The sequence below is a fragment of the Pseudomonas sp. GL_139_B genome, assembly GCF_057834475.1.
Genome location: NZ_CM174403.1, coordinates 2,869,402 through 2,888,791 on the forward strand (window position 1 = coordinate 2,869,402; position 19,390 = coordinate 2,888,791).

At 55.4% G+C, this 19,390-nt stretch carries 13 protein-coding genes, 1 rRNA gene and 1 pseudogene; all 15 read left to right on the plus strand.

Going from position 1 to position 19,390, the window contains the following annotated elements; genetic code table 11:
- Positions 1–5 precede the first annotated feature (5 nt).
- Positions 6–767 (plus strand): 1,6-dihydroxycyclohexa-2,4-diene-1-carboxylate dehydrogenase, encoded by a 762-nt coding sequence (locus tag AC3ISI_RS13185; protein WP_489337350.1) that lies wholly within the window; start codon positions 6–8, stop codon positions 765–767.
- Positions 768–915: 148 nt separating this feature from the next.
- Positions 916–1,089 (plus strand): annotated as a pseudogene (locus AC3ISI_RS13190) (benzoate/H(+) symporter BenE family transporter); the annotation flags it as partial.
- Between the two features lie 429 nt (positions 1,090–1,518).
- The gene (locus tag AC3ISI_RS13195) at positions 1,519–2,676 is read left to right on the plus strand and encodes an ROK family transcriptional regulator (protein WP_489337708.1); all 1,158 of its coding nucleotides are present in this window, start codon (positions 1,519–1,521) and stop codon (positions 2,674–2,676) included.
- Between the two features lie 79 nt (positions 2,677–2,755).
- A complete protein-coding gene (iolE, locus tag AC3ISI_RS13200) occupies positions 2,756–3,658 on the plus strand; it encodes a myo-inosose-2 dehydratase (RefSeq protein WP_489337351.1) in 903 nt (300 codons plus the stop codon).
- 40 nt (positions 3,659–3,698) lie between these two features.
- Positions 3,699–4,814 carry a Gfo/Idh/MocA family oxidoreductase gene (locus AC3ISI_RS13205; protein ID WP_489337352.1) on the plus strand — a complete coding sequence of 372 codons (1,116 nt, stop codon included), beginning with the start codon at positions 3,699–3,701 and terminating at the stop codon, positions 4,812–4,814.
- 9 nt (positions 4,815–4,823) lie between these two features.
- On the plus strand, positions 4,824–5,840 hold the full coding sequence (locus AC3ISI_RS13210; RefSeq protein ID WP_489337353.1) for a Gfo/Idh/MocA family oxidoreductase: 1,017 nt from the start codon (positions 4,824–4,826) through the stop codon (positions 5,838–5,840).
- Positions 5,841–5,895: 55 nt separating this feature from the next.
- Positions 5,896–6,861 carry a rhizopine catabolism ABC transporter substrate-binding protein gene (locus AC3ISI_RS13215; RefSeq protein WP_489337354.1) on the plus strand — a complete coding sequence of 322 codons (966 nt, stop codon included), beginning with the start codon at positions 5,896–5,898 and terminating at the stop codon, positions 6,859–6,861.
- Between the two features lie 72 nt (positions 6,862–6,933).
- On the plus strand, positions 6,934–8,004 hold the full coding sequence (locus tag AC3ISI_RS13220) for a Gfo/Idh/MocA family oxidoreductase (RefSeq protein ID WP_489337355.1): 1,071 nt from the start codon (positions 6,934–6,936) through the stop codon (positions 8,002–8,004).
- Positions 8,005–8,138: 134 nt separating this feature from the next.
- A complete protein-coding gene (locus AC3ISI_RS13225) occupies positions 8,139–9,287 on the plus strand; it encodes an ABC transporter permease (RefSeq protein WP_489337356.1) in 1,149 nt (382 codons plus the stop codon).
- A gap of 20 nt (positions 9,288–9,307) precedes the next feature.
- Entirely contained in the window at positions 9,308–10,084 is a 777-nt protein-coding gene (locus tag AC3ISI_RS13230; protein WP_480420789.1) for an ATP-binding cassette domain-containing protein, read from the plus strand.
- Between the two features lie 25 nt (positions 10,085–10,109).
- Complete coding sequence (locus AC3ISI_RS13235; RefSeq protein WP_489337357.1) at positions 10,110–12,041, plus strand: bifunctional 5-dehydro-2-deoxygluconokinase/5-dehydro-2-deoxyphosphogluconate aldolase; 1,932 nt, start codon at positions 10,110–10,112, stop codon at positions 12,039–12,041.
- Positions 12,041–13,906, plus strand: coding sequence for a 3D-(3,5/4)-trihydroxycyclohexane-1,2-dione acylhydrolase (decyclizing) (gene iolD / locus AC3ISI_RS13240; protein ID WP_489337358.1), 1,866 nt, complete (start codon positions 12,041–12,043; stop codon positions 13,904–13,906). Before AC3ISI_RS13235 ends, iolD begins: the two co-directional genes overlap by 1 nt.
- A gap of 11 nt (positions 13,907–13,917) precedes the next feature.
- The gene (gene iolB / locus AC3ISI_RS13245; protein ID WP_489337359.1) at positions 13,918–14,745 is read left to right on the plus strand and encodes a 5-deoxy-glucuronate isomerase; all 828 of its coding nucleotides are present in this window, start codon (positions 13,918–13,920) and stop codon (positions 14,743–14,745) included.
- A 39-nt stretch (positions 14,746–14,784) separates the two neighbouring features.
- Positions 14,785–16,281, plus strand: a complete 1,497-nt coding sequence (locus tag AC3ISI_RS13250; protein ID WP_489337360.1) for a CoA-acylating methylmalonate-semialdehyde dehydrogenase — start codon at positions 14,785–14,787, stop codon at positions 16,279–16,281.
- 1,465 nt (positions 16,282–17,746) lie between these two features.
- A 16S ribosomal RNA gene (locus AC3ISI_RS13255) occupies positions 17,747–19,283 on the plus strand.
- Positions 19,284–19,390: the final 107 nt, after the last annotated feature.

Consider the following 19,390-nt stretch of genomic DNA (forward strand, 5'->3'; position numbering starts at 1 on the left):
TTGTCATGAACAACAGATTCGACAATAAGGTCGCGCTGGTCACCGGCGCGGCACAAGGCATTGGTCGTCGGGTGTGCGAGCGACTGCTGGAAGAAGGCGCGCGGTTGGTTGCCGTTGATCGTTCCGAGCTGGTTCACGAACTGCAAGGTGAGGGCGTGCTGACCCTCACTGCCGACCTGGAAAGACACGACGATTGCGCGCGGGTGATGGCTGCGGCGGTCGAAGTTTTTGGCCGTCTGGATGTGCTGGTCAATAACGTTGGCGGCACCATCTGGGCCAAGCCGTTCGAACATTACAGTGCTGAGCAGATCGAAGCAGAAGTGCGTCGATCGCTGTTTCCGACATTGTGGTGCTGTCATGCGGCGTTGCCCTACATGCTTGAGCAAGGGCACGGCGCCATCGTCAATGTGTCTTCGATCGCCACCCGGGGTGTCAACCGCGTTCCCTATGGCGCGGCGAAGGGCGGAGTAAATGCGCTGACCGCTTGCCTTGCCTTTGAAAATGCCACACGTGGCGTTCGGATCAACGCCACTGCACCGGGTGGCACCGAAGCGCCGCCTCGACGCATTCCACGTAATTCGCAAGAACAGACAGCGCAGGAGCAGACCTGGTACCAGGAGATTGTCGATCAGACGGTCGAAAGTAGTTTGATGAAGCGCTATGGGACGATCGACGAGCAGGTCGGGGCCATCCTGTTCCTGGCCTCCGATGACGCTTCCTATATCACCGGAATAACCTTGCCGGTGGGGGGCGGCGACCTCGGCTGACGCCAAGCTTGCATTGCAACTGGACTTTATAGTCCTCGCCTCACCGGCTTCCTTGCAGCGCTGGTAATGGCGCTGCCCACTTTCAGAAGTCCGCGGTATGAGGCACCCGCGTCTGAGTCGTCGCCCCTGTCCTTGGACAAGAGCCGACATGAGTAAGGTGTTCAAAGATTGTTGGTTTTCCGCCTTGGTGGCGGGGATGATCGCTACGCTGATCTCCTATGCGGGCCCAGTGGTGCTGATTTTTCATGCCGCCCCAAGCGCCACGATGTCTGCGCAAATGCTTTCATCGTGGGTATGGGCGATCTCCATCGGCAGTGCCATCCGCCCGACCAGACGTTGAGAACCAAACATATGCCATGGCGTTTAGAGGGCCATTGGGCGTCTGCAGGTATATCCACTCTACGAATGCATTGAGGCTTTGCCCCGGCGTTGACGCCTCCAACTGTTCAGCGTATCGACCACAAATACCAGCAACAGCTTGAAGGCAGCGTACTCAGTACGGTCGCGAGCTGGGTCGCGGCGGGAACAATCTTCAGGCTGGTAACCAGCGCCGTCCACACGCCGAGTCTCATGAAATCCTTAAGCAAAAAATTCCCCTTTACATTATTTTTGCGGCATGCATTAATTCGTTCGCAGCCCGAACTAAATAGGGCTGCAGTGAGACCACAAGGTTTTCTAGGAAGGGGAATTCCAGATGAATGGGGTATTGGCTGAGTCGGCACTTGGGCGTCGGGTGAATTACCAGACTGTGATGGAGTGCATCGTCCGCCAAGGTCCGACGTCCCGCGCCCAGGTCGCCAAATTGACGGGTCTGTCCAAACAGACCGTATCGGAATTGGTTTCAATGCTTGAGGAGTCAGGCTGGGTACGCGAAGTGGGCAGCGTTCAGGGCAAGTTGGGTCGCACTGCGATTACCTACGAACTGAATCCCAAAGCAGGCTATGTCGCCGTCTGTGATCTGGGTGGAACCCATTTGAAGCTGGGGATTGCAGATGTTTCAGGGCACCTGATCGAAGAAACCCGTTCGCCGCTGAAGGACGGTGGTGCTCAGGTGGAAGAGCAGCTGGCGCAAGGCATTAGCAACTTGTTGAAAAAGCACACTATCGAAGGCAACAAATTGCTGCAGGTTGTCGTCGGGGTGCCAGGAGTCGTTGATCGCAAAACCCGGCGAGTGCATCACTCTCCGAATTTACCGGCATTGCCAGGGGCAGACCTTGAAGTTGCACTTTACCGTGCCTTAGGTGTGCCGGTGTTGCTGGAAAACGAAGTCAATCTGGCCGCCGTTGGGGAATTGTGGCGTGGCCGTGGGCAGGCCAGCGATAGTTTCATCTTTGTCGCGATGGGAACCGGCATCGGGATGGGGGTCATCCTAGACGGCAAACTGTGGCGTGGTGCCCGCGGCGGCGCAGGTGAAATTGGCTACATGCCTGTGCTGAACGAAGATGTTGATCCTGAGGTGAAGCGGCACGGCCCACTGGAAACGGTGTCGAGTGGTCAAGCAATCTTGCGTTTTTACCGAGAGCTCAGTGGCCATCGCGTTGACGAAGTACCTGAGGTATTTGACCGCGCCGCCGCAGGTGATGAGGTTGCCCAACAGGTTATCGACCAAGTAGCGCGAGGCTGCGCCAAGGCGATTGGGGCAACCGCCACCGTACTGGATCCGCAACTCTGTCTGTTAGGCGGCAGCGTTGGCGGGCGCCCCGAAATGCTGGAACGGGTTCGCTATTGGCTGGCGGAAATGATGGACGATCCGCTGCCGCTGGAAGCCTGTGCCTTAGGCAAAAAAGCCGGCCTACTCGGGGCCATAGCAATTGCACTGCAAGAAGTTAATGGCCGGTACTTTTCCCCGCAACTTCCGAATCACCTGCAAGACAATGAGTTGTACCTAAGTAGAACCGCTATCCCGTAGAGAGTTTTAATAATAAAAAGAAGTGCATTAACCGGCTTGTCTGTGAGCCGACATTCCTCCCGCAAACATGAGAGATAACATGACAACGGTACGAATTGGTATTAACCCGATTACTTGGACAAATGACGATGTTCCGGAATTAGGGGGCGATACGCCGCTGGAAGTCTGTCTGAGTGAAACAAAGTTGGCAGGCTATGCGGGTTCGGAATTAGGAGGAAAGTTTCCGCGTCAAGCGGAAGTGCTTCGCCCTATTGTTAAGGCGCACGGGCTGGATATTATTTCAGGCTGGTATGACGGAAGAATTGCAGAGAACGAGGTGGATGAAGAGTTCGACGCTATTTTGCCGCACCTGACATTGCTCAAGGAAATGGGCAGCAAAGTAGTTGTCTATGCAGACACCAGTTATGGCCGCCACGGCGCTATCCATGACCCGGCTTCCATTCGTCCTGAGTTACCGGATGGCGACTGGATCAGCTACGGCAAGAAGGTGACCCAGCTGGCGGAAAAGATGGCTGATTTTGGCGTGAAGATGGGCTACCACCACCATATGGGGACCGTCGTTCAAACCGATTATGAGATAGATCAGCTGATGCAACACACTGGTGAGGCGGTAGGCTTGCTCTTTGATACGGGGCATTGTTTGTATGCCGGGGGTGATCCTTACGCACTGGTTCGCCGTCATGCCAAACGTATCAACCATGTTCATTTGAAGGATGTTCGAAAGGCCGAGCTGGATAAAGCCTTGAAAGAAGACTTGAGCTTCATGGGCGCGGTGATGAATGGCATTTTCACGGTGACGGGCGACGGTGTGATTGATTACGCGGACATTTTGAAAGTCCTGGCGGAAAATAATTACAGCGGCTGGCTGGTTGTCGAAGCCGAGCAGGATCCGAATAAAGCGAATCCGCTGGTGTATGCAACGATGGGTTACAAGAATACCAAGCAGTTGGCAGAACGTGCAGGCTTCACTGTTAAATCCTGAATTTCCAAATCGATTTCATCATTAGGAAAGAGATACGTCTATGCAAAAGAAATTGCGTGTTGGTGTCTTAGGGGCTGGGTTAATTGCTCAACTCGAACATATTCCGAATATCCTGAAGTTGAGCGGGCTGTTTGAACTGGTCGGTATCGCGGATGCCTCGGCGACCGTACGCCAATTCTTCCACGACAAACATTTGCCCGTGTATGAATCGCATCAACAATTGCTGAGCCAGGGCGAGCCGGAAGCGATCTTTGTATGTTCGCCGGATTGCTACCACGCAGACATGGTGATCGATGCACTTAATGCCGGCTGCCATGTCTTCACTGAAAAACCCATCTGCTACAGCCTGGAGGACGTCGCCCGTATCAAACAGGCACGTGATGCCAATGGTCGGGTTCTGCAGGTTGGCTACATGAAGCGCTTTGATCCTTCTTACCAGCTGCTGCGCGACATGTTGCCCGAAGACGGCGCAAAACTGCGCATGGTCAGTGTGGAAGTGTGCGATCCGGACTCCTGGCCGTTCCGTGAGCATCAGGGCGAACTGGTATTCGCCAATGATATTCCCCAAGCGCTCAGAGACGAGTTCAAGACCCGGCAGCGTGAGCAAGTGGTCCAGGCACTAGGCGGGCAGCCCGATGAAAACAGCTTCCGTGGTTTTACTGGTGCGTACTGTTCAAGCCTCGTACATGACATCAACGTTGTTCATGGGCTGCTGCAAAAAATGAATGTTTCCACGGTCGGCGTTGAAGCGGCCACCTTCTTTGCCAACGGCGACGGCGGGCAGGCCACGGTGCGGCTGAATACGCAAACCAGCCTGTGGCAAATGATGCACCTGACCGTTCCACAGGTGGCGGAGTATCACGAGCGCATCTCGCTGTATTTTGATGACGCCGTGTACCACCTGGAATTCCCATCGCCTTATCTGAACCACTTCCCCACTCGCTTGACCGTGTGGAAGTCCGATGGACAGCACTCACAGAAAACCGAGCACCGGGCCAACTACAAGGAAGCGTTTGTCGAGGAGATCAAATATTTCTGGAAAACCATTGTTATCGGGAGCACGCCGCTCAACACCCTCGAAGATGCCGAGCGCGATACACGTCTGCTGTCCGCAATGGGACGCACCGCACTAAATAACGCAACACGTTCGATGTGAGAGGTGAGTATGCGCAAGCTGAAAATTGCAGTGATCGGTGCCGGTGTCATTGGGAAAATGCACATTCAGAATCTGATAAAAGGCGTGGACGGCGCAGAACTGGTGGCGGTGGCCTCTCCCTCGATCGGCAAGCACAAAGAATGGCTGACTAACACCGGCGTCGGAAATCAATTCGCTGATTACAAGGAAATGCTGGCGAGTGTGGAGGTTGATGCGGTGTGCATCTGCTCTGCCACCACCGCTCACCTGGAAATCGTCAAATACGTCGCCGGGCTTGGTAAGGCGATGTTCTGCGAAAAGCCGCTGGATGTTGACTATCGCCAGAGCAAGGAAATTGCGGCCATCGTCAAAGAAGCCGGCGTGCCGTTCCAGGTTGGCTTCAATCGACGCTATGACGCGCAGTTTCGTCAATTGCACCAGGTCGTCAGTGGTGGTGAAATCGGCACCCCACAGGTGGTGAAAATCACTTCGCGTGAAGCCGAGCTTCCGCCGCGAGGCGCACTGAAGTCGGCAGGCAATGTCTTTATCGACATCCACGTGCACGACTTTGATATGGCGCAGTACCTGATGGGCGACACCATTGAACGGGTCTATGCGGAGGGTGGGGCCATTGCTGACCCGTCGCGCGCGGATGAAGAAGGTTTTGTCGACACGACCGTCATTACGCTGAAATTCGCCAACGGCGGCGTGGGGGTGATTGATTGTTCACTGGGCGCTGTATATGGTCATGACCAGTTGGCTGAAGTACTGGGTTCCAAGGGCCTTGCGAAAATTCACAACCTCACGCCGACCACCGTAGAAATCTTCAAGGAAGAGGGCGTCAAGACAGACAAGCCTTATTTCAATTGTCTTGATCGTTACCCGCAATCTTATGCCAGCGAACTTGCTGCCTTTGCCCATAGTGTACTGAATAATAAACCTGTGCTGGTGGGCGCTAAAGAATCCCTGCAAGCCGAAAGAGTTGCATTGGCAGCAGACATTTCATTCAAGGAGCAACGCCCGGTATTTGTTAGGGAAGTCAACTGAAAGTTCGGAAGTCAACAATAAGCATAAGAAGACAGTCCACTTTAGGAGATTCACCATGAAATCGCGGATTAAGAATACGTTGTTGCACGGTGTTGTAACTGCTGTTTTGACATCGGCAGTGATGATTCCATCAATTTCCAATGCTGCAGACGAACCGGTGCGCATTGCCTTTGTTACACACGGGCAAGCGGGTGACTCTTATTGGAATGCCTTGAAGAAAGGCATGGAGGATGCAGCCAGGGAAACTGGCGCCAAAGTGTCCTACCAGGCCCCTGAATCCTTTGACCCGATTGCCATGTCGCGCATGATCGATGCCGCCGTCGCTGCCAAGGTCAATGGACTTGTTGTGTCTGTGCCTGATGCCAACGCACTGCAAAAGTCCATCAAGGCTGCTGATGCTTCCGGTATTCCAGTGATTGTCGTGGATTCGGGTGAAGACGACGTAAAAAAGGTAGGTGCAAAGTTTTATGTGGGTAGCGCTGCCGAGTACTCCGCCGGGAAGATGGCCGGTGAGCGTTACAAGGCGGCTGGGGTGAAAAACCCGATCTGTCTGAATCACGAAGTCGGTAACGTCTCTATCGATGACCGTTGCCGCGGATTCAAGGACGGCATGGGGGGCAATGCTCCGGTTGTGGCCATGACGCTGGACCCGACCGATATCACCTCGCGAGTGGGCGCTTACCTGGCCAGCCACTCGGAAGTCGACGGCATTCTGGCGACCAGCTCCAGCGTGGCGAACGTGTTGATTGTCGACTTGCGCAAGAAAGGAACGTTAACCAAGTACAAGTTTGGCAGCTTTGATGTGTCCCCTGAGTTGCTCGACGGTGTGGCGAAAGGCGATGTGTTTTTTGCGCTGGATGCACAACAATACATGATGGGCTACTTGCCCGTTGTCATGCTCGCCAAGCAAGCCAAGTATGGTCTGCTGCCATTGAACAATGTGTACACCGGTCCGCTGTTCGTCAGTACCAAAGTGGATGCGGAAAAAGTATTGACGCTCAGTAAACTAGGCTACCGCTAATCTCACCATTAACCCGGCCACATTACGGGCGTTGCAGTGGGATAAACGCAAAAAGCAGCGACTTCCGAAGTCATGAATTCGCTCTTTGTGTGGCCGAAATATACGGGGCATGAAATGAAAACAACAATAAAAATCGGCATCGTAGGCTTGGGTCGTATTGGTAAAAACCATGCGCGCAATCTGGCACAGCGGGTACATGGTGCAGAGCTGATCGCGGGTTCCAGTCCGGTTGCTGCTGAACGTGAGTGGGCCGGGAAAGAGCTGGGTATCACGCGACTTTATGAAAACATGGAGTCGCTACTGGCGGATAAGGACGTCGATGCCGTGTGGCTTGCCACCCCGACGTCATTGCATGCCGAGCAAATTGTTTCGGCACTCGAAGCCGGTAAACATGTATTTTGCGAAAAGCCATTGGCACTCACCGAAGCAGAGTGCGAACGGGTCCTGGCGGCGGCCGACAAGTACTCTTCCCAAACGGTCATGATTGGGTTCATGCGTCGCTACGATCCGGCTTATGTAGATGCCAAGCGTCTATTGAAGAATGGCGATCTGGGCCGCCTGTTCCGCCTGCATTGCGCTTCGCTGGATGCGATTGATACCAATGGCTTCTTTGTAGACTTTGCGCCGACATCCGGTGGTCTGTTCCTGGACTGCAGCATTCACGACATCGACGTGGCCCTTTGGATGACCGACGGTGCAAAACCCGTGTCGGTTTCCGCTACCGGTATCCGCGCCATGTACCCCGGCCTGGCCGCCTGCAATGACGTCGATACCGCCACCGCCACCGTTCTATTCGAGAACGACATTCTCGCGACTTTTCATGCCTCCCGCACTTCCCATCACGGCGATGAAACCTCGTTGCAGTTGGTGGGGACTGATGCCTCACTGACACTTGGCGTAGGTGGAACCCCGGTTTCAGAAGTCAGTGTGCAGAAGGGCAATGCCAACCACTCCGATAAGGTAGTGGATTTCTTTGGTCGCTTTGAGCAAGCCTTTGTCCTGGAAGCACAAGCCTTTATTGATGCCGTCAGCAGTGGCGACACCCTGAGAGGCCGCTTGTTAGAGGCACAAGCCGCTACCCGTATTGGCGTTGCCATGCGGGAAGCGTTGGAACAACAAAAGATCGTTAACTTCGATAACTGATAAGTATCCGGGATTTCATTGGTCGCACTGTCGAGCGCATCAAGCCCACTGGCTCGCGCTCGATAGGCATTCTTGTATCAATGGCTTCCTAGTTTATTTGGAAATAGTAATTTCTAGACCAAATGGAGAAGAAAATGAATGCCACAAGTGTTGAAGTGCCCAAAAGCATCCAGATAACAAAGAAGGGTGTTGGCAGCGATTCAAAACGGTTAACCAAACAATCGATTTTTGCACGTGTTATGCATCGCCCGGAATCGGGTGCGGTATCGGGTCTGCTGTTTGTTTATGTTTTCTTTCTCTTGTTTGCGAACGGCAGTGGAATGTTTGGCGCCGAAGGGATGCTGAATATTTTCAAAGTGGCCGCCGAGCTTGGGATTTTGGCGGTTTCGGTTTCCTTGCTGATGATTGCGGGTGAATTTGATCTGTCGATCGGATCAATGATTGCACTTTCGGGGCTAATGATCGGCGTTGGCGTTACCAAGTTGGGGTTGTCATTACCGGTCGCGGTGATGATGGCGTTTGTATTCAGTTTGATGATCGGCGCGTTCAACGGTTATTTGGTGGTTCGCACCAAATTGCCATCGTTTATTGTGACCTTGGCGACAATGTTCATCTTGCGCGGTGTCGCCGTAGCGATAACGCGTTTATTGACCGGCAAAACGCAAATTTCTTATGTCGTGAATGAACTCAATGAAAACTCCTGGGTAGTGTCCATTTTTTCGGGGCACCTCTTTGGCGGTCTGTTCCAGTACCTCGCGGAACACGGTGTGATCACGATGCGGCCGGATGGACTGGCGTCAGTGCCCGGTATTCCGGTGTCGATCCTGTGGTGGGTAGTTGTTACGGCGCTGGCAACCTGGGTATTGCTGCGCACTCGACTGGGCAACTGGATCTTCGCCACGGGCGGGGATGCCAATGCCGCACGCAACATGGGCGTGCCAGTTGATAGAGTAAAAATATACCTGTTCATGTTCTCGGCATTGATGGCGACGTTGTTTGCCACCATACAAGTTTTGGAGTCAGGGTCTGCCGACACCATGCGCGGTATCCAGAAAGAATTTGAAGCCATTATTGCCGCGGTCATTGGTGGTTCTTTATTGACGGGGGGATATGGTTCCGCGGTGGGTTCCATGGTGGGTGCCTTGATTTTTGGTACTGTTCAAGTTGGCATGTTCTACACCGGCATCGATACGGATTGGTTCAAGGTTTTCCTGGGGCTGATGGTTCTGATTGCGGTGTTGTTTAACGATTACATCCGCAAGATGGCAACCAGCAGCCGATAAATTTCTACAGGAGATTTAACATGCTTCCAGTAATTGAACTTGCCAATGTCAGAAAAACCTTCGGCTCCGTGGTTGCCCTTCAGGGTGTTTCATTTGATGTTTGTCCAGGCGAAGTGCATTGCTTGCTTGGGGATAACGGTGCAGGCAAGTCCACCCTGATTAAGGTGTTGTCTGGTGTGCATCAGCCCAGTGCCGGCGGCATTCGTATCAACGGCAAGGATGTCTTGTTCAAGAGCCCGCGCGATGCCTATCAAGCCGGTGTCGCAACCGTGTTCCAGGACTTGGCGATGCTGCCTTTGATGAGCATCAGCCGTAACTTCTTCCTGGGGCGTGAACCGACCAAGGGCCGAGGTTTGCTGCGGCGTTTTGATGCGAAGTACGCCGATCAAGTGACTCGTGAAGAAATGGTACGGATCGGCATCGATATTCGTGATCCGGCGCAGGCCGTCGGGACCCTGTCGGGTGGCGAGCGGCAAGGGTTGGCCATCGCTCGAGCGACCTATTTCGGCGCCAAAGTCTTGATCCTGGATGAGCCGACTTCAGCGCTGGGTGTCCATCAGGCCAGCATGGTCTTGAAATATATAGCCAAGGCCAGAAACGACGGCATCGGCGTGGTGTTTATTACCCACAACATCAACCACGCCTACCCGATTGGCGATCGCTTCACCCTGCTCAATCGAGGCACAAACCACGGTACCTATAAGAAAACCGATATTTCTCGCGAAGAAATCTTGCGTGTGATGGCCGGTGGCGAGGACTTGGACACGCTCGTGGAGACGCCGGGCGTTGTGATTTGAGTGATCAAGATTACGAGGGCTGAACATGGGAAATTTAACGAAGTTTGCAAATGATCGCCCTTTAGATCTCATTTGCCTTGGGCGTTTGCTGGTCGACCTTTATGCCACCAACATCGGTGCACGCCTCGAAGATGTCAGCCACTTTGCCAAATACCTGGGCGGCTCTTCGGGTAACGTGGCGTTCGGCACTTCCCGGCTGGGCCTGAAGTCGGCGATGTTGAGCCGGGTGGGTAGCGATCAGATGGGGCAGTTTCTGATCGAGACACTGGCGGCAGAAGGCTGTGATGTATCGCAACTCAAGCGCGACCCAGAACACCTGACTGGCCTGGTGTTGCTCGGTATCAAGGATCGCGAAAGCTTCCCGCTATTGTTCTATCGCGACCATTGCGCTGATATGGCGCTTTCAATCGGTGATATTGATGAATCCTTCATCGCCTCCAGCAAAGCGCTGGCCATTACCGGTACACACTTCTCGCAACCGGGGGTGCACGCCGCTGCCAGCCTTGCCCTCGACTTTGCTCGTCGCAATAACGTGCGCACGGTGCTGGATATCGACTACCGTCCGGTCTTGTGGGGGCTTACTGCAAAGGGTGATGGCGAAACCCGGTTTATCGCCGACAGCAGCGTCACGCAACATCTGCAAGCCATTCTGCCGAAGTTCGACCTGATCGTCGGGACCGAGGAGGAGTTTCGTATCGCCGGCGGCATGGACGATCTGATCGCCTGTCTGCGGGTGGTGCGACAGGTATCGGACGCCACGCTGGTGGTAAAGCTCGGTGCACTCGGGTGCGTGGTGATCGAGGGCGCGATCCCCGCCCGAATAGAAGATGCCGGTGTACAGCAGGGCGTCCAGGTGGAAGTGCTCAATGTACTGGGTGCCGGTGATGCCTTCCTGTCGGGCTTCCTGTCAGGTTGGTTGCGTGGCGAGGACTACACGGCCTGCTGCCGGAATGCCAATGCCTGCGGTGCCCTGGTAGTGAGCCGCCATGGTTGTGCGCCGGCCATGCCGACGCAGGCGGAACTGAGTTATTTCCTCGAAACTCAACCGGTGCGGCCGGCCGCGGACAAGACCCTCAATCACTTGCACCGTGTGACGGTAGCGCGCCCACAGTGGGACGAGCTTCTTGTGTTGGCCTTCGATCACCGCGTCCAGCTGCTCGAATTGGCTCGGCAGGGCGGTCTGCCCGAGTCGAGCATCGGCAAACTCAAGCAACTGCTGGTCGAGGCAGTGGCCGAGGTGGAAAAGCAATACGGCCTGGCCGGCAAGGTCGGGATTCTGGCTGACGACCTCTATGGCCAGGATGCCCTGAACGATGCGACAGGTCGCGGCTGGTGGATCGGTCGCCCGGTTGAGTTGCCGTTGTCCAATCCGCTTCAGTTCGAGTGGGGACGGTCAATCGGCTCACATCTACTCAGTTGGCCCAAGGAACATGTGATCAAGTGCCTGGTGCAGTACCACCCAGATGACACGCTTAAAAACCGCCTGGAACAGGAGGCACAGCTGCTGGCGCTCTACCAGGCGGCTCAGGTGTCGGGTCACGAATTGTTGCTGGAAGTGATTCCTCCCAAGAAAATGCAGCAGTGGCCGGACACTGTCTACCGCGCATTGCAGCGTCTTTACGACCTGGGTATTGCTCCCGAATGGTGGAAGCTGGAGCAACTCTCTGCGCCGATGTGGCAGCAGATTGATGCGTTGATTCATGCGCGCGATCCGTACTGCCGTGGCGTGGTGCTACTGGGGCTCAATGCACCGGCCGAGTCCCTGCGTGAGGGTTTCCGGGCCGCACGCGCCTCGAAGACCTGCCGCGGTTTCACGGTTGGCCGAACCATTTTCTACGAACCCAGCCGCAAATGGTTCCAGGGTGAACTCGACGATGAAGGGGTCAAGCGTGAAATCGCGGCCAACTTTGTGGAGCTGATTCAAGCCTGGCGTGAAGAGTCCGGGAGGGCTGCCTGATGTCCACTATTCGATTGACCATGGCCCAGGCACTGGTACGTTATCTTGCCGCGCAACGGGTCGAGATCGACGGCGATCGACTGCCGCTATTCGCAGGCTGTTTTGCCATCTTCGGCCACGGCAACGTGGCGGGTGTCGGCGAAGCACTCTACCAACAGCGCGAGGATTTCCCCACCTATCGTGCGCACAATGAGCAGGGTATGGCGCATGCTGCGATTGCCTACGCCAAGGCGCACTTTCGCAAACGCATGATGGCGGTGACCACCAGTATTGGCCCGGGTGCCACCAATCTGGTCACGGCTGCCGCGCTGGCCCACGTGAATCGGCTACCGGTGTTGCTGTTGCCTGGCGATGTGTTTGTTTCGCGGGCACCGGACCCGGTGCTGCAGCAAATTGAAGACAGCGTCGATGGAAGCGTGTCGGCCAACGACAGCTTGCGGCCGGTGTCGCGCTACTTCGACCGGATCATTCGCCCCGAGCAACTGCTGACGGCCTTGCCGCGTGCGATCTCGATTTTGACCGACCCGGCCCAGTGCGGCCCAGTGACACTGGCCTTGCCGCAGGACGTACAAACCGAGGCCTATGATTACCCGGTTGAATTTTTCAACGAGCGGCTGGTGCGCATCCGCTGCCTGACTGCTGCTCAGGATGAGCTGGAGGAGGCCATCCAGGCGATTTGCCAGGCCCGCAAACCAGTGATCGTATCCGGTGGGGGTGTGCTGTACTCCGGCGCCGGTGCCGCATTATGTACCTTCGCCGAGACCTTCGGTGTGCCGGTCTGTGAAACCCAGGCGGGTAAGAGCGCCTTGCCGTGGGACCACCCGCTGCAACTGGGGGCGGTGGGTGTGACCGGTTCACCGGCGGCCAACGAGCTGGCGAGCGAGGCTGACCTGGTGTTGGCCATCGGCACCCGTTTGCAGGACTTCACGACGGGCTCGCACAGCTTGTTCAGCCAGGCCCGCTTATTGTCGATCAACGTCAACACCTTTGATGCGTTGAAATGGCGTGGTCAAGGTCTCGTGGCGGACGCTCGCTGGGCATTGGACCAACTGACCCGACAACTGGGCCGCGACTGGCAGGCCGAGGTGCAATGGACGGAGCGTGCGCGCCAGTTGGCTCACGGTTGGCGCGAAACAGTACAAGGCGTCACCAGCCGGTGTGAAGCGCCGGGCGCCGGTTATCTTCCCTACGATGCCGAAGTGATTGGCGCGGTCCAGCGCTCGCACCCGGACTCTGCCCGGCATGACATCGTGGTGTGTGCTGCTGGCACGCTGCCTGCCGAGCTGCACAAGTTGTGGCGTGCGGGCGCGGCAGGCGCCTACCACATGGAGTACGGCTACTCCTGCATGGGCTATGAAGTGGCGGGTGGGCTGGGGGTGAAGATGGCCCGCCCGGAACGGGAAATCATTGTGATGGTGGGCGATGGGTCCTACCTGATGATGAATTCGGAATTGGCGACGTCGGTGATGCTGGGTCACAAGCTGATCGTGGTGTTGCTGGACAACCGAGGTTACGGCTGCATCAACCGTTTGCAGCAGGCCTGTGGTGGCGAGCCCTTCAACAACATGCTCGAAAACTGCCTGACCGGTCCCCAGGGGTTGCCTGAAATCGACTTCGCGAAACACGCGCAAGCGCTCGGTGCCAAGGCCGAACATGTACCCGATATTGCTGGGCTTGAAGCAGCGATGGTGCGCGCCCGGCAAAGCGAGCGCAGCTATGTGGTCGTTATCGATACCGATGCACAGCGTACTACCCAGGAGGGCGGCTGCTGGTGGGAAGTCGCTGTGCCCCAAGTATCGCAGCGCCCGCAAGTACAAGAGGCGCGTGCCGCCTATGAGTCGGCCAGAAATGTGCAGCGCATCTAAAGGGGAACAACATGAGCTTGTTAGTCAAAGCGGCCAAGAGTGGGCGCGAACGAGTCAAAGTGACCCCGGCGTCGGCAGGGTGGGGGCATGTTGGCTTTGAAGTCCGGCAATTGGCGACTGGTGAGTCGATCAGGCTGCATGAAACAGAACGCGAGACCTGTGTGGTCTTGTTGTGTGGCGTGGTGTCGGTGAGCGCGGGCGATCTGCACTGCAAGGAGATAGGCGGGCGTACAGGTCCGTTCGACGAGCAGGCACCCTATGCGTTGTATTTGCCGCCCAGGCTGGCAGCACAAATTATCGCCCACAGCAACGCGGAGATCGCGCTGTGCACCGCGCCGGCCGAAGGCAAACTGCCAGCGCGCTTGATTGAGCCCGCCAGCATCCGGCGTTCGGTCCGGGGGGTTGCTGCCAATACCCGGTACATCACAGATATCCTGCCGGCCGACCAGCCAGCGGAGTCGTTGCTGGTGGTGGAGGTACGCACGCCGCAGAGCCACAGTTCGAGCTACCCACCGCACAAGCACGATACCGATGCGATACCCCATGAAAGCGTGCTCGAGGAGACCTATTACCACCGTATCAGCCCGGCGCAGGGTTTCGTTTTTCAGCGCGTATACACCGACGACCGCAGCCTGGATGAGGCCATGGCGGTCGAAGACGGCGACGTGGTGATGGTGCCACGCGGTTACCACCCCGTCGTGGTGCCCTACGGCTATGAAAGCTATTACCTGAATGTTATGGCCGGTCCGACCCGCCAGTGGTGTTTCAAGAACGATCCGGTGCACGAATGGCTGACCACGCAGGGGCCTGGGCAACCGGGCACGGCCCCGGAACGCTAGTTCGTACGTCCCTCCACTTCGAACCAAAGGTTTTCAACCATGAGTAGCATCCATCATCTGATCAACGGCGAGCACGTTGCCATCGCAGGTCGTACTGCGCCCGTGTACAACCCGTCGACCGGCGAAGTGATCCACCAGGTTTCGCTTGCCGATCGCGCTACGGTCCAACAGGCGATATCCGTTGCGACGGCGGCTTTTCCCGCATGGCGCCAGACCCCTGCCGCCAAGCGTGCCCAGATCATGTTTCGTTTCAAGCAACTGCTTGAGCAAAACGAGCCCAGGATCGCCCAGATGATCAGCGAAGAGCACGGCAAGACACTGGAAGACGCTGCGGGCGAACTCAAGCGCGGTATTGAAAACGTCGAGTTCGCATGCTCCGCCCCAGAAATCCTCAAGGGTGAGTACAGCCGCAATGTGGGTCCGAATATCGATGCCTGGAGTGATTTCCAGCCAATCGGTGTGGTGGCCGGTATCACCCCGTTCAACTTCCCGGCCATGGTGCCACTGTGGATGTATCCGCTGGCCATCGTTTGCGGCAACTGCTTCATCCTCAAGCCTTCGGAGCGTGATCCCAGCTCTACCTTGTATATCGCCGAACTGTTGCTCCAAGCGGGTCTGCCCAAAGGTGTGATGAGTGTCGTGCACGGCGACAAGGAAGCCGTCGATGCCCTGATTGAAGCACCCGAAATCAAAGCCCTGAGTTTCGTCGGTTCTACACCAATTGCCGAATACATCTACGCAGAAGGCACCCGGCGCGGCAAACGAGTGCAGGCGCTGGGTGGCGCGAAAAACCATGCCGTGTTGATGCCTGATGCTGACCTGAACAATGCCGTGAGCGCCTTGATGGGGGCTGCTTATGGTTCCTGCGGCGAGCGTTGCATGGCCATTTCGGTCGCGGTTTGTGTGGGTGACCAAATCGCTGATGCGCTGATCCAGAGGTTGGTGCCGCAGATCCAGGCGCTGAAAATTGGTGCCGGAACCTCCTGCGGTCTGGACATGGGCCCCCTGATCACCAGCGCCCATCGTGACAAAGTGAAAGGCTACGTCGACGAGGGTGTTCAATGTGGTGCGGAACTGGTTGTCGATGGTCGCGGGCTTCAGGTTGCCAATCAGGAAAATGGCTTCTTTCTTGGCGGTTGTCTGTTCGACCGTGTCACCCCGCAGATGCGGATCTACAAAGAAGAGATCTTCGGCCCGGTATTGTGCATCGTGCGAGTCGCCAGCCTTGAACAAGCCATACAGCTGATCAACGAGCATGAGTACGGAAATGGCACCTGCATCTTTACCCGTGATGGCGAGGCGGCCCGACTGTTCTGTGATGAAATCGAAGTCGGTATGGTTGGGGTGAACGTTCCATTACCAGTTCCCGTGGCCTATCACAGCTTCGGTGGCTGGAAGCGATCGCTGTTCGGCGACCTTCATGCATATGGGCCCGATGGGGTTCGTTTCTATACACGCCGCAAGGCTATTACACAGCGCTGGCCGCAGCGTGCCAGTCACGAGGCTGCGCAATTTGCATTCCCGAGTAACAACTGACGCTGGTCAATAGGGGCGGGAACAGGATCAAGTGGGAAGTTTCGAGCAGGTCTATACGAACAAGCTAGTAGGATTAGTAATGTCCCGCACCTATCAGCCGGCTACCACCGAGACCACACTGGAAAGCGACGTCGATTTATGGCTGATTTCTGTCTGTCGCGAAAGACTGAAAACAACCCATTGCGGCCCGTCTCAGTGTCTAGAAAACCAGGAGTTATTCGTCCACGCTGACGCCCAACTCCTGCCTGTGGTGAAGGAACACCTTCACGACCCCTTGCTATGATTTCTGAGGATTTCATCGCAGGGATCGCCCATGAAGCGATTTTTCCGAGGTGAACATCGAGGCCAGCCACTGATGGGAGTCGGAATAGGGTTGAAGCTGACGCAGGACAGGATGAAGTCGGCTGGAATTAGATGTGAGTCTCGGTGCGGACAAGCATTCAATAGCGTTTGATCAAGGCATGGCAGTAAGAAGTACGTAGCCTATTGCAGGCGCGATTTTGGTTCAGGCGTAACTGCCGATCAACCACAGTGTGCAGGAAGTACTCAACGCCAACAGCAAAATCCCGCTGCAAATTTTCGCTTGAAGTTGAATTGTGGAAGGTTTCGTTTCAAAGGATTTATCCATTGAGTCAACAGGCTGTACACGTACTCTGGTCAGATGACCTGTTGCATAAAACGCGCTGTGCATGGCATGTCCCCCTTTGGGTAGTTTCTGCTCAAGTAGAGGCTGATCGGCGCCTCTTTCCTGGGCTGACGCAATCCCCATGCCACGACTTAACCGGAGTTTGTCACGCCCTCGTCCATGCTCCGCTCCGTCACCCGACAACTATCCTGACACCGGGGGGGGGGATGTCTCCGGTAGTGTACGCATGGCGCAGGCATCTATAGTTATGAGCTAACAAGGAAGTCGAGCATGAAAGATAAAGGACAGCTGGATCCAAGCAGCGCGCAAGCCATCAGTGCAGCCCTTGGCCCGCTTTCCCGCTCGGCAGATTCACTCGCTATAGATTCCTCTATTGTGTTTTCATCCGTGGATCAAGCTTGCGTACCCTAGTGTTTTGTGCGGACCTTGGAGGTTTTCATAATGGCAACCTGTGCGTAAGGGAAAATAATTTTTAGAAGGAGGGTTGACCAAGTATTTTAATGCTGTACTATTCGCCTCCCGCTAACGAGCAATGTGATGCTGGTTCTGGCTTAAGCAGTTGATTTTATTAATAAAATCAGAAGCTTTTAAGGTTGCAATTTGAGGTGGCATGTTGTAGGATGCGCGCCTCGGTTGAGACGAAAGATCTTAACCAACCGCTCTTTAACAACTGAATCAAGCAATTCGTGTGGGTGCTTGTGGAGTCAGACTGATAGTCAACAAGATTATCAGCATCACAAGTTACTCCGCGAGAAATCAAAGATGTAACCAACGATTGCTGAGCCAAGTTTAGGGTTTCTTAAAAACCCAAAGATGTTTGAACTGAAGAGTTTGATCATGGCTCAGATTGAACGCTGGCGGCAGGCCTAACACATGCAAGTCGAGCGGTAGAGAGAAGCTTGCTTCTCTTGAGAGCGGCGGACGGGTGAGTAATGCCTAGGAATCTGCCTGGTAGTGGGGGATAACGTTCGGAAACGAACGCTAATACCGCATACGTCCTACGGGAGAAAGCAGGGGACCTTCGGGCCTTGCGCTATCAGATGAGCCTAGGTCGGATTAGCTAGTTGGTGAGGTAATGGCTCACCAAGGCGACGATCCGTAACTGGTCTGAGAGGATGATCAGTCACACTGGAACTGAGACACGGTCCAGACTCCTACGGGAGGCAGCAGTGGGGAATATTGGACAATGGGCGAAAGCCTGATCCAGCCATGCCGCGTGTGTGAAGAAGGTCTTCGGATTGTAAAGCACTTTAAGTTGGGAGGAAGGGCAGTAACCTAATACGTTGCTGCCTTGACGTTACCGACAGAATAAGCACCGGCTAACTCTGTGCCAGCAGCCGCGGTAATACAGAGGGTGCAAGCGTTAATCGGAATTACTGGGCGTAAAGCGCGCGTAGGTGGTTCGTTAAGTTGGATGTGAAAGCCCCGGGCTCAACCTGGGAACTGCATTCAAAACTGACGAGCTAGAGTATGGTAGAGGGTGGTGGAATTTCCTGTGTAGCGGTGAAATGCGTAGATATAGGAAGGAACACCAGTGGCGAAGGCGACCACCTGGACTGATACTGACACTGAGGTGCGAAAGCGTGGGGAGCAAACAGGATTAGATACCCTGGTAGTCCACGCCGTAAACGATGTCAACTAGCCGTTGGGAGCCTTGAGCTCTTAGTGGCGCAGCTAACGCATTAAGTTGACCGCCTGGGGAGTACGGCCGCAAGGTTAAAACTCAAATGAATTGACGGGGGCCCGCACAAGCGGTGGAGCATGTGGTTTAATTCGAAGCAACGCGAAGAACCTTACCAGGCCTTGACATCCAATGAACTTTCCAGAGATGGATTGGTGCCTTCGGGAACATTGAGACAGGTGCTGCATGGCTGTCGTCAGCTCGTGTCGTGAGATGTTGGGTTAAGTCCCGTAACGAGCGCAACCCTTGTCCTTAGTTACCAGCACGTTATGGTGGGCACTCTAAGGAGACTGCCGGTGACAAACCGGAGGAAGGTGGGGATGACGTCAAGTCATCATGGCCCTTACGGCCTGGGCTACACACGTGCTACAATGGTCGGTACAGAGGGTTGCCAAGCCGCGAGGTGGAGCTAATCCCAGAAAACCGATCGTAGTCCGGATCGCAGTCTGCAACTCGACTGCGTGAAGTCGGAATCGCTAGTAATCGCGAATCAGAATGTCGCGGTGAATACGTTCCCGGGCCTTGTACACACCGCCCGTCACACCATGGGAGTGGGTTGCACCAGAAGTAGCTAGTCTAACCTTCGGGAGGACGGTTACCACGGTGTGATTCATGACTGGGGTGAAGTCGTAACAAGGTAGCCGTAGGGGAACCTGCGGCTGGATCACCTCCTTAATCGACGACATCAGCTGCTCCATAAGTTCCCACACGAATTGCTTGATTCATTGAAGAAGACGAAAGAGTTGCTTTAGTGGTCGGAGGTGACTGTATTTTATGTAAAA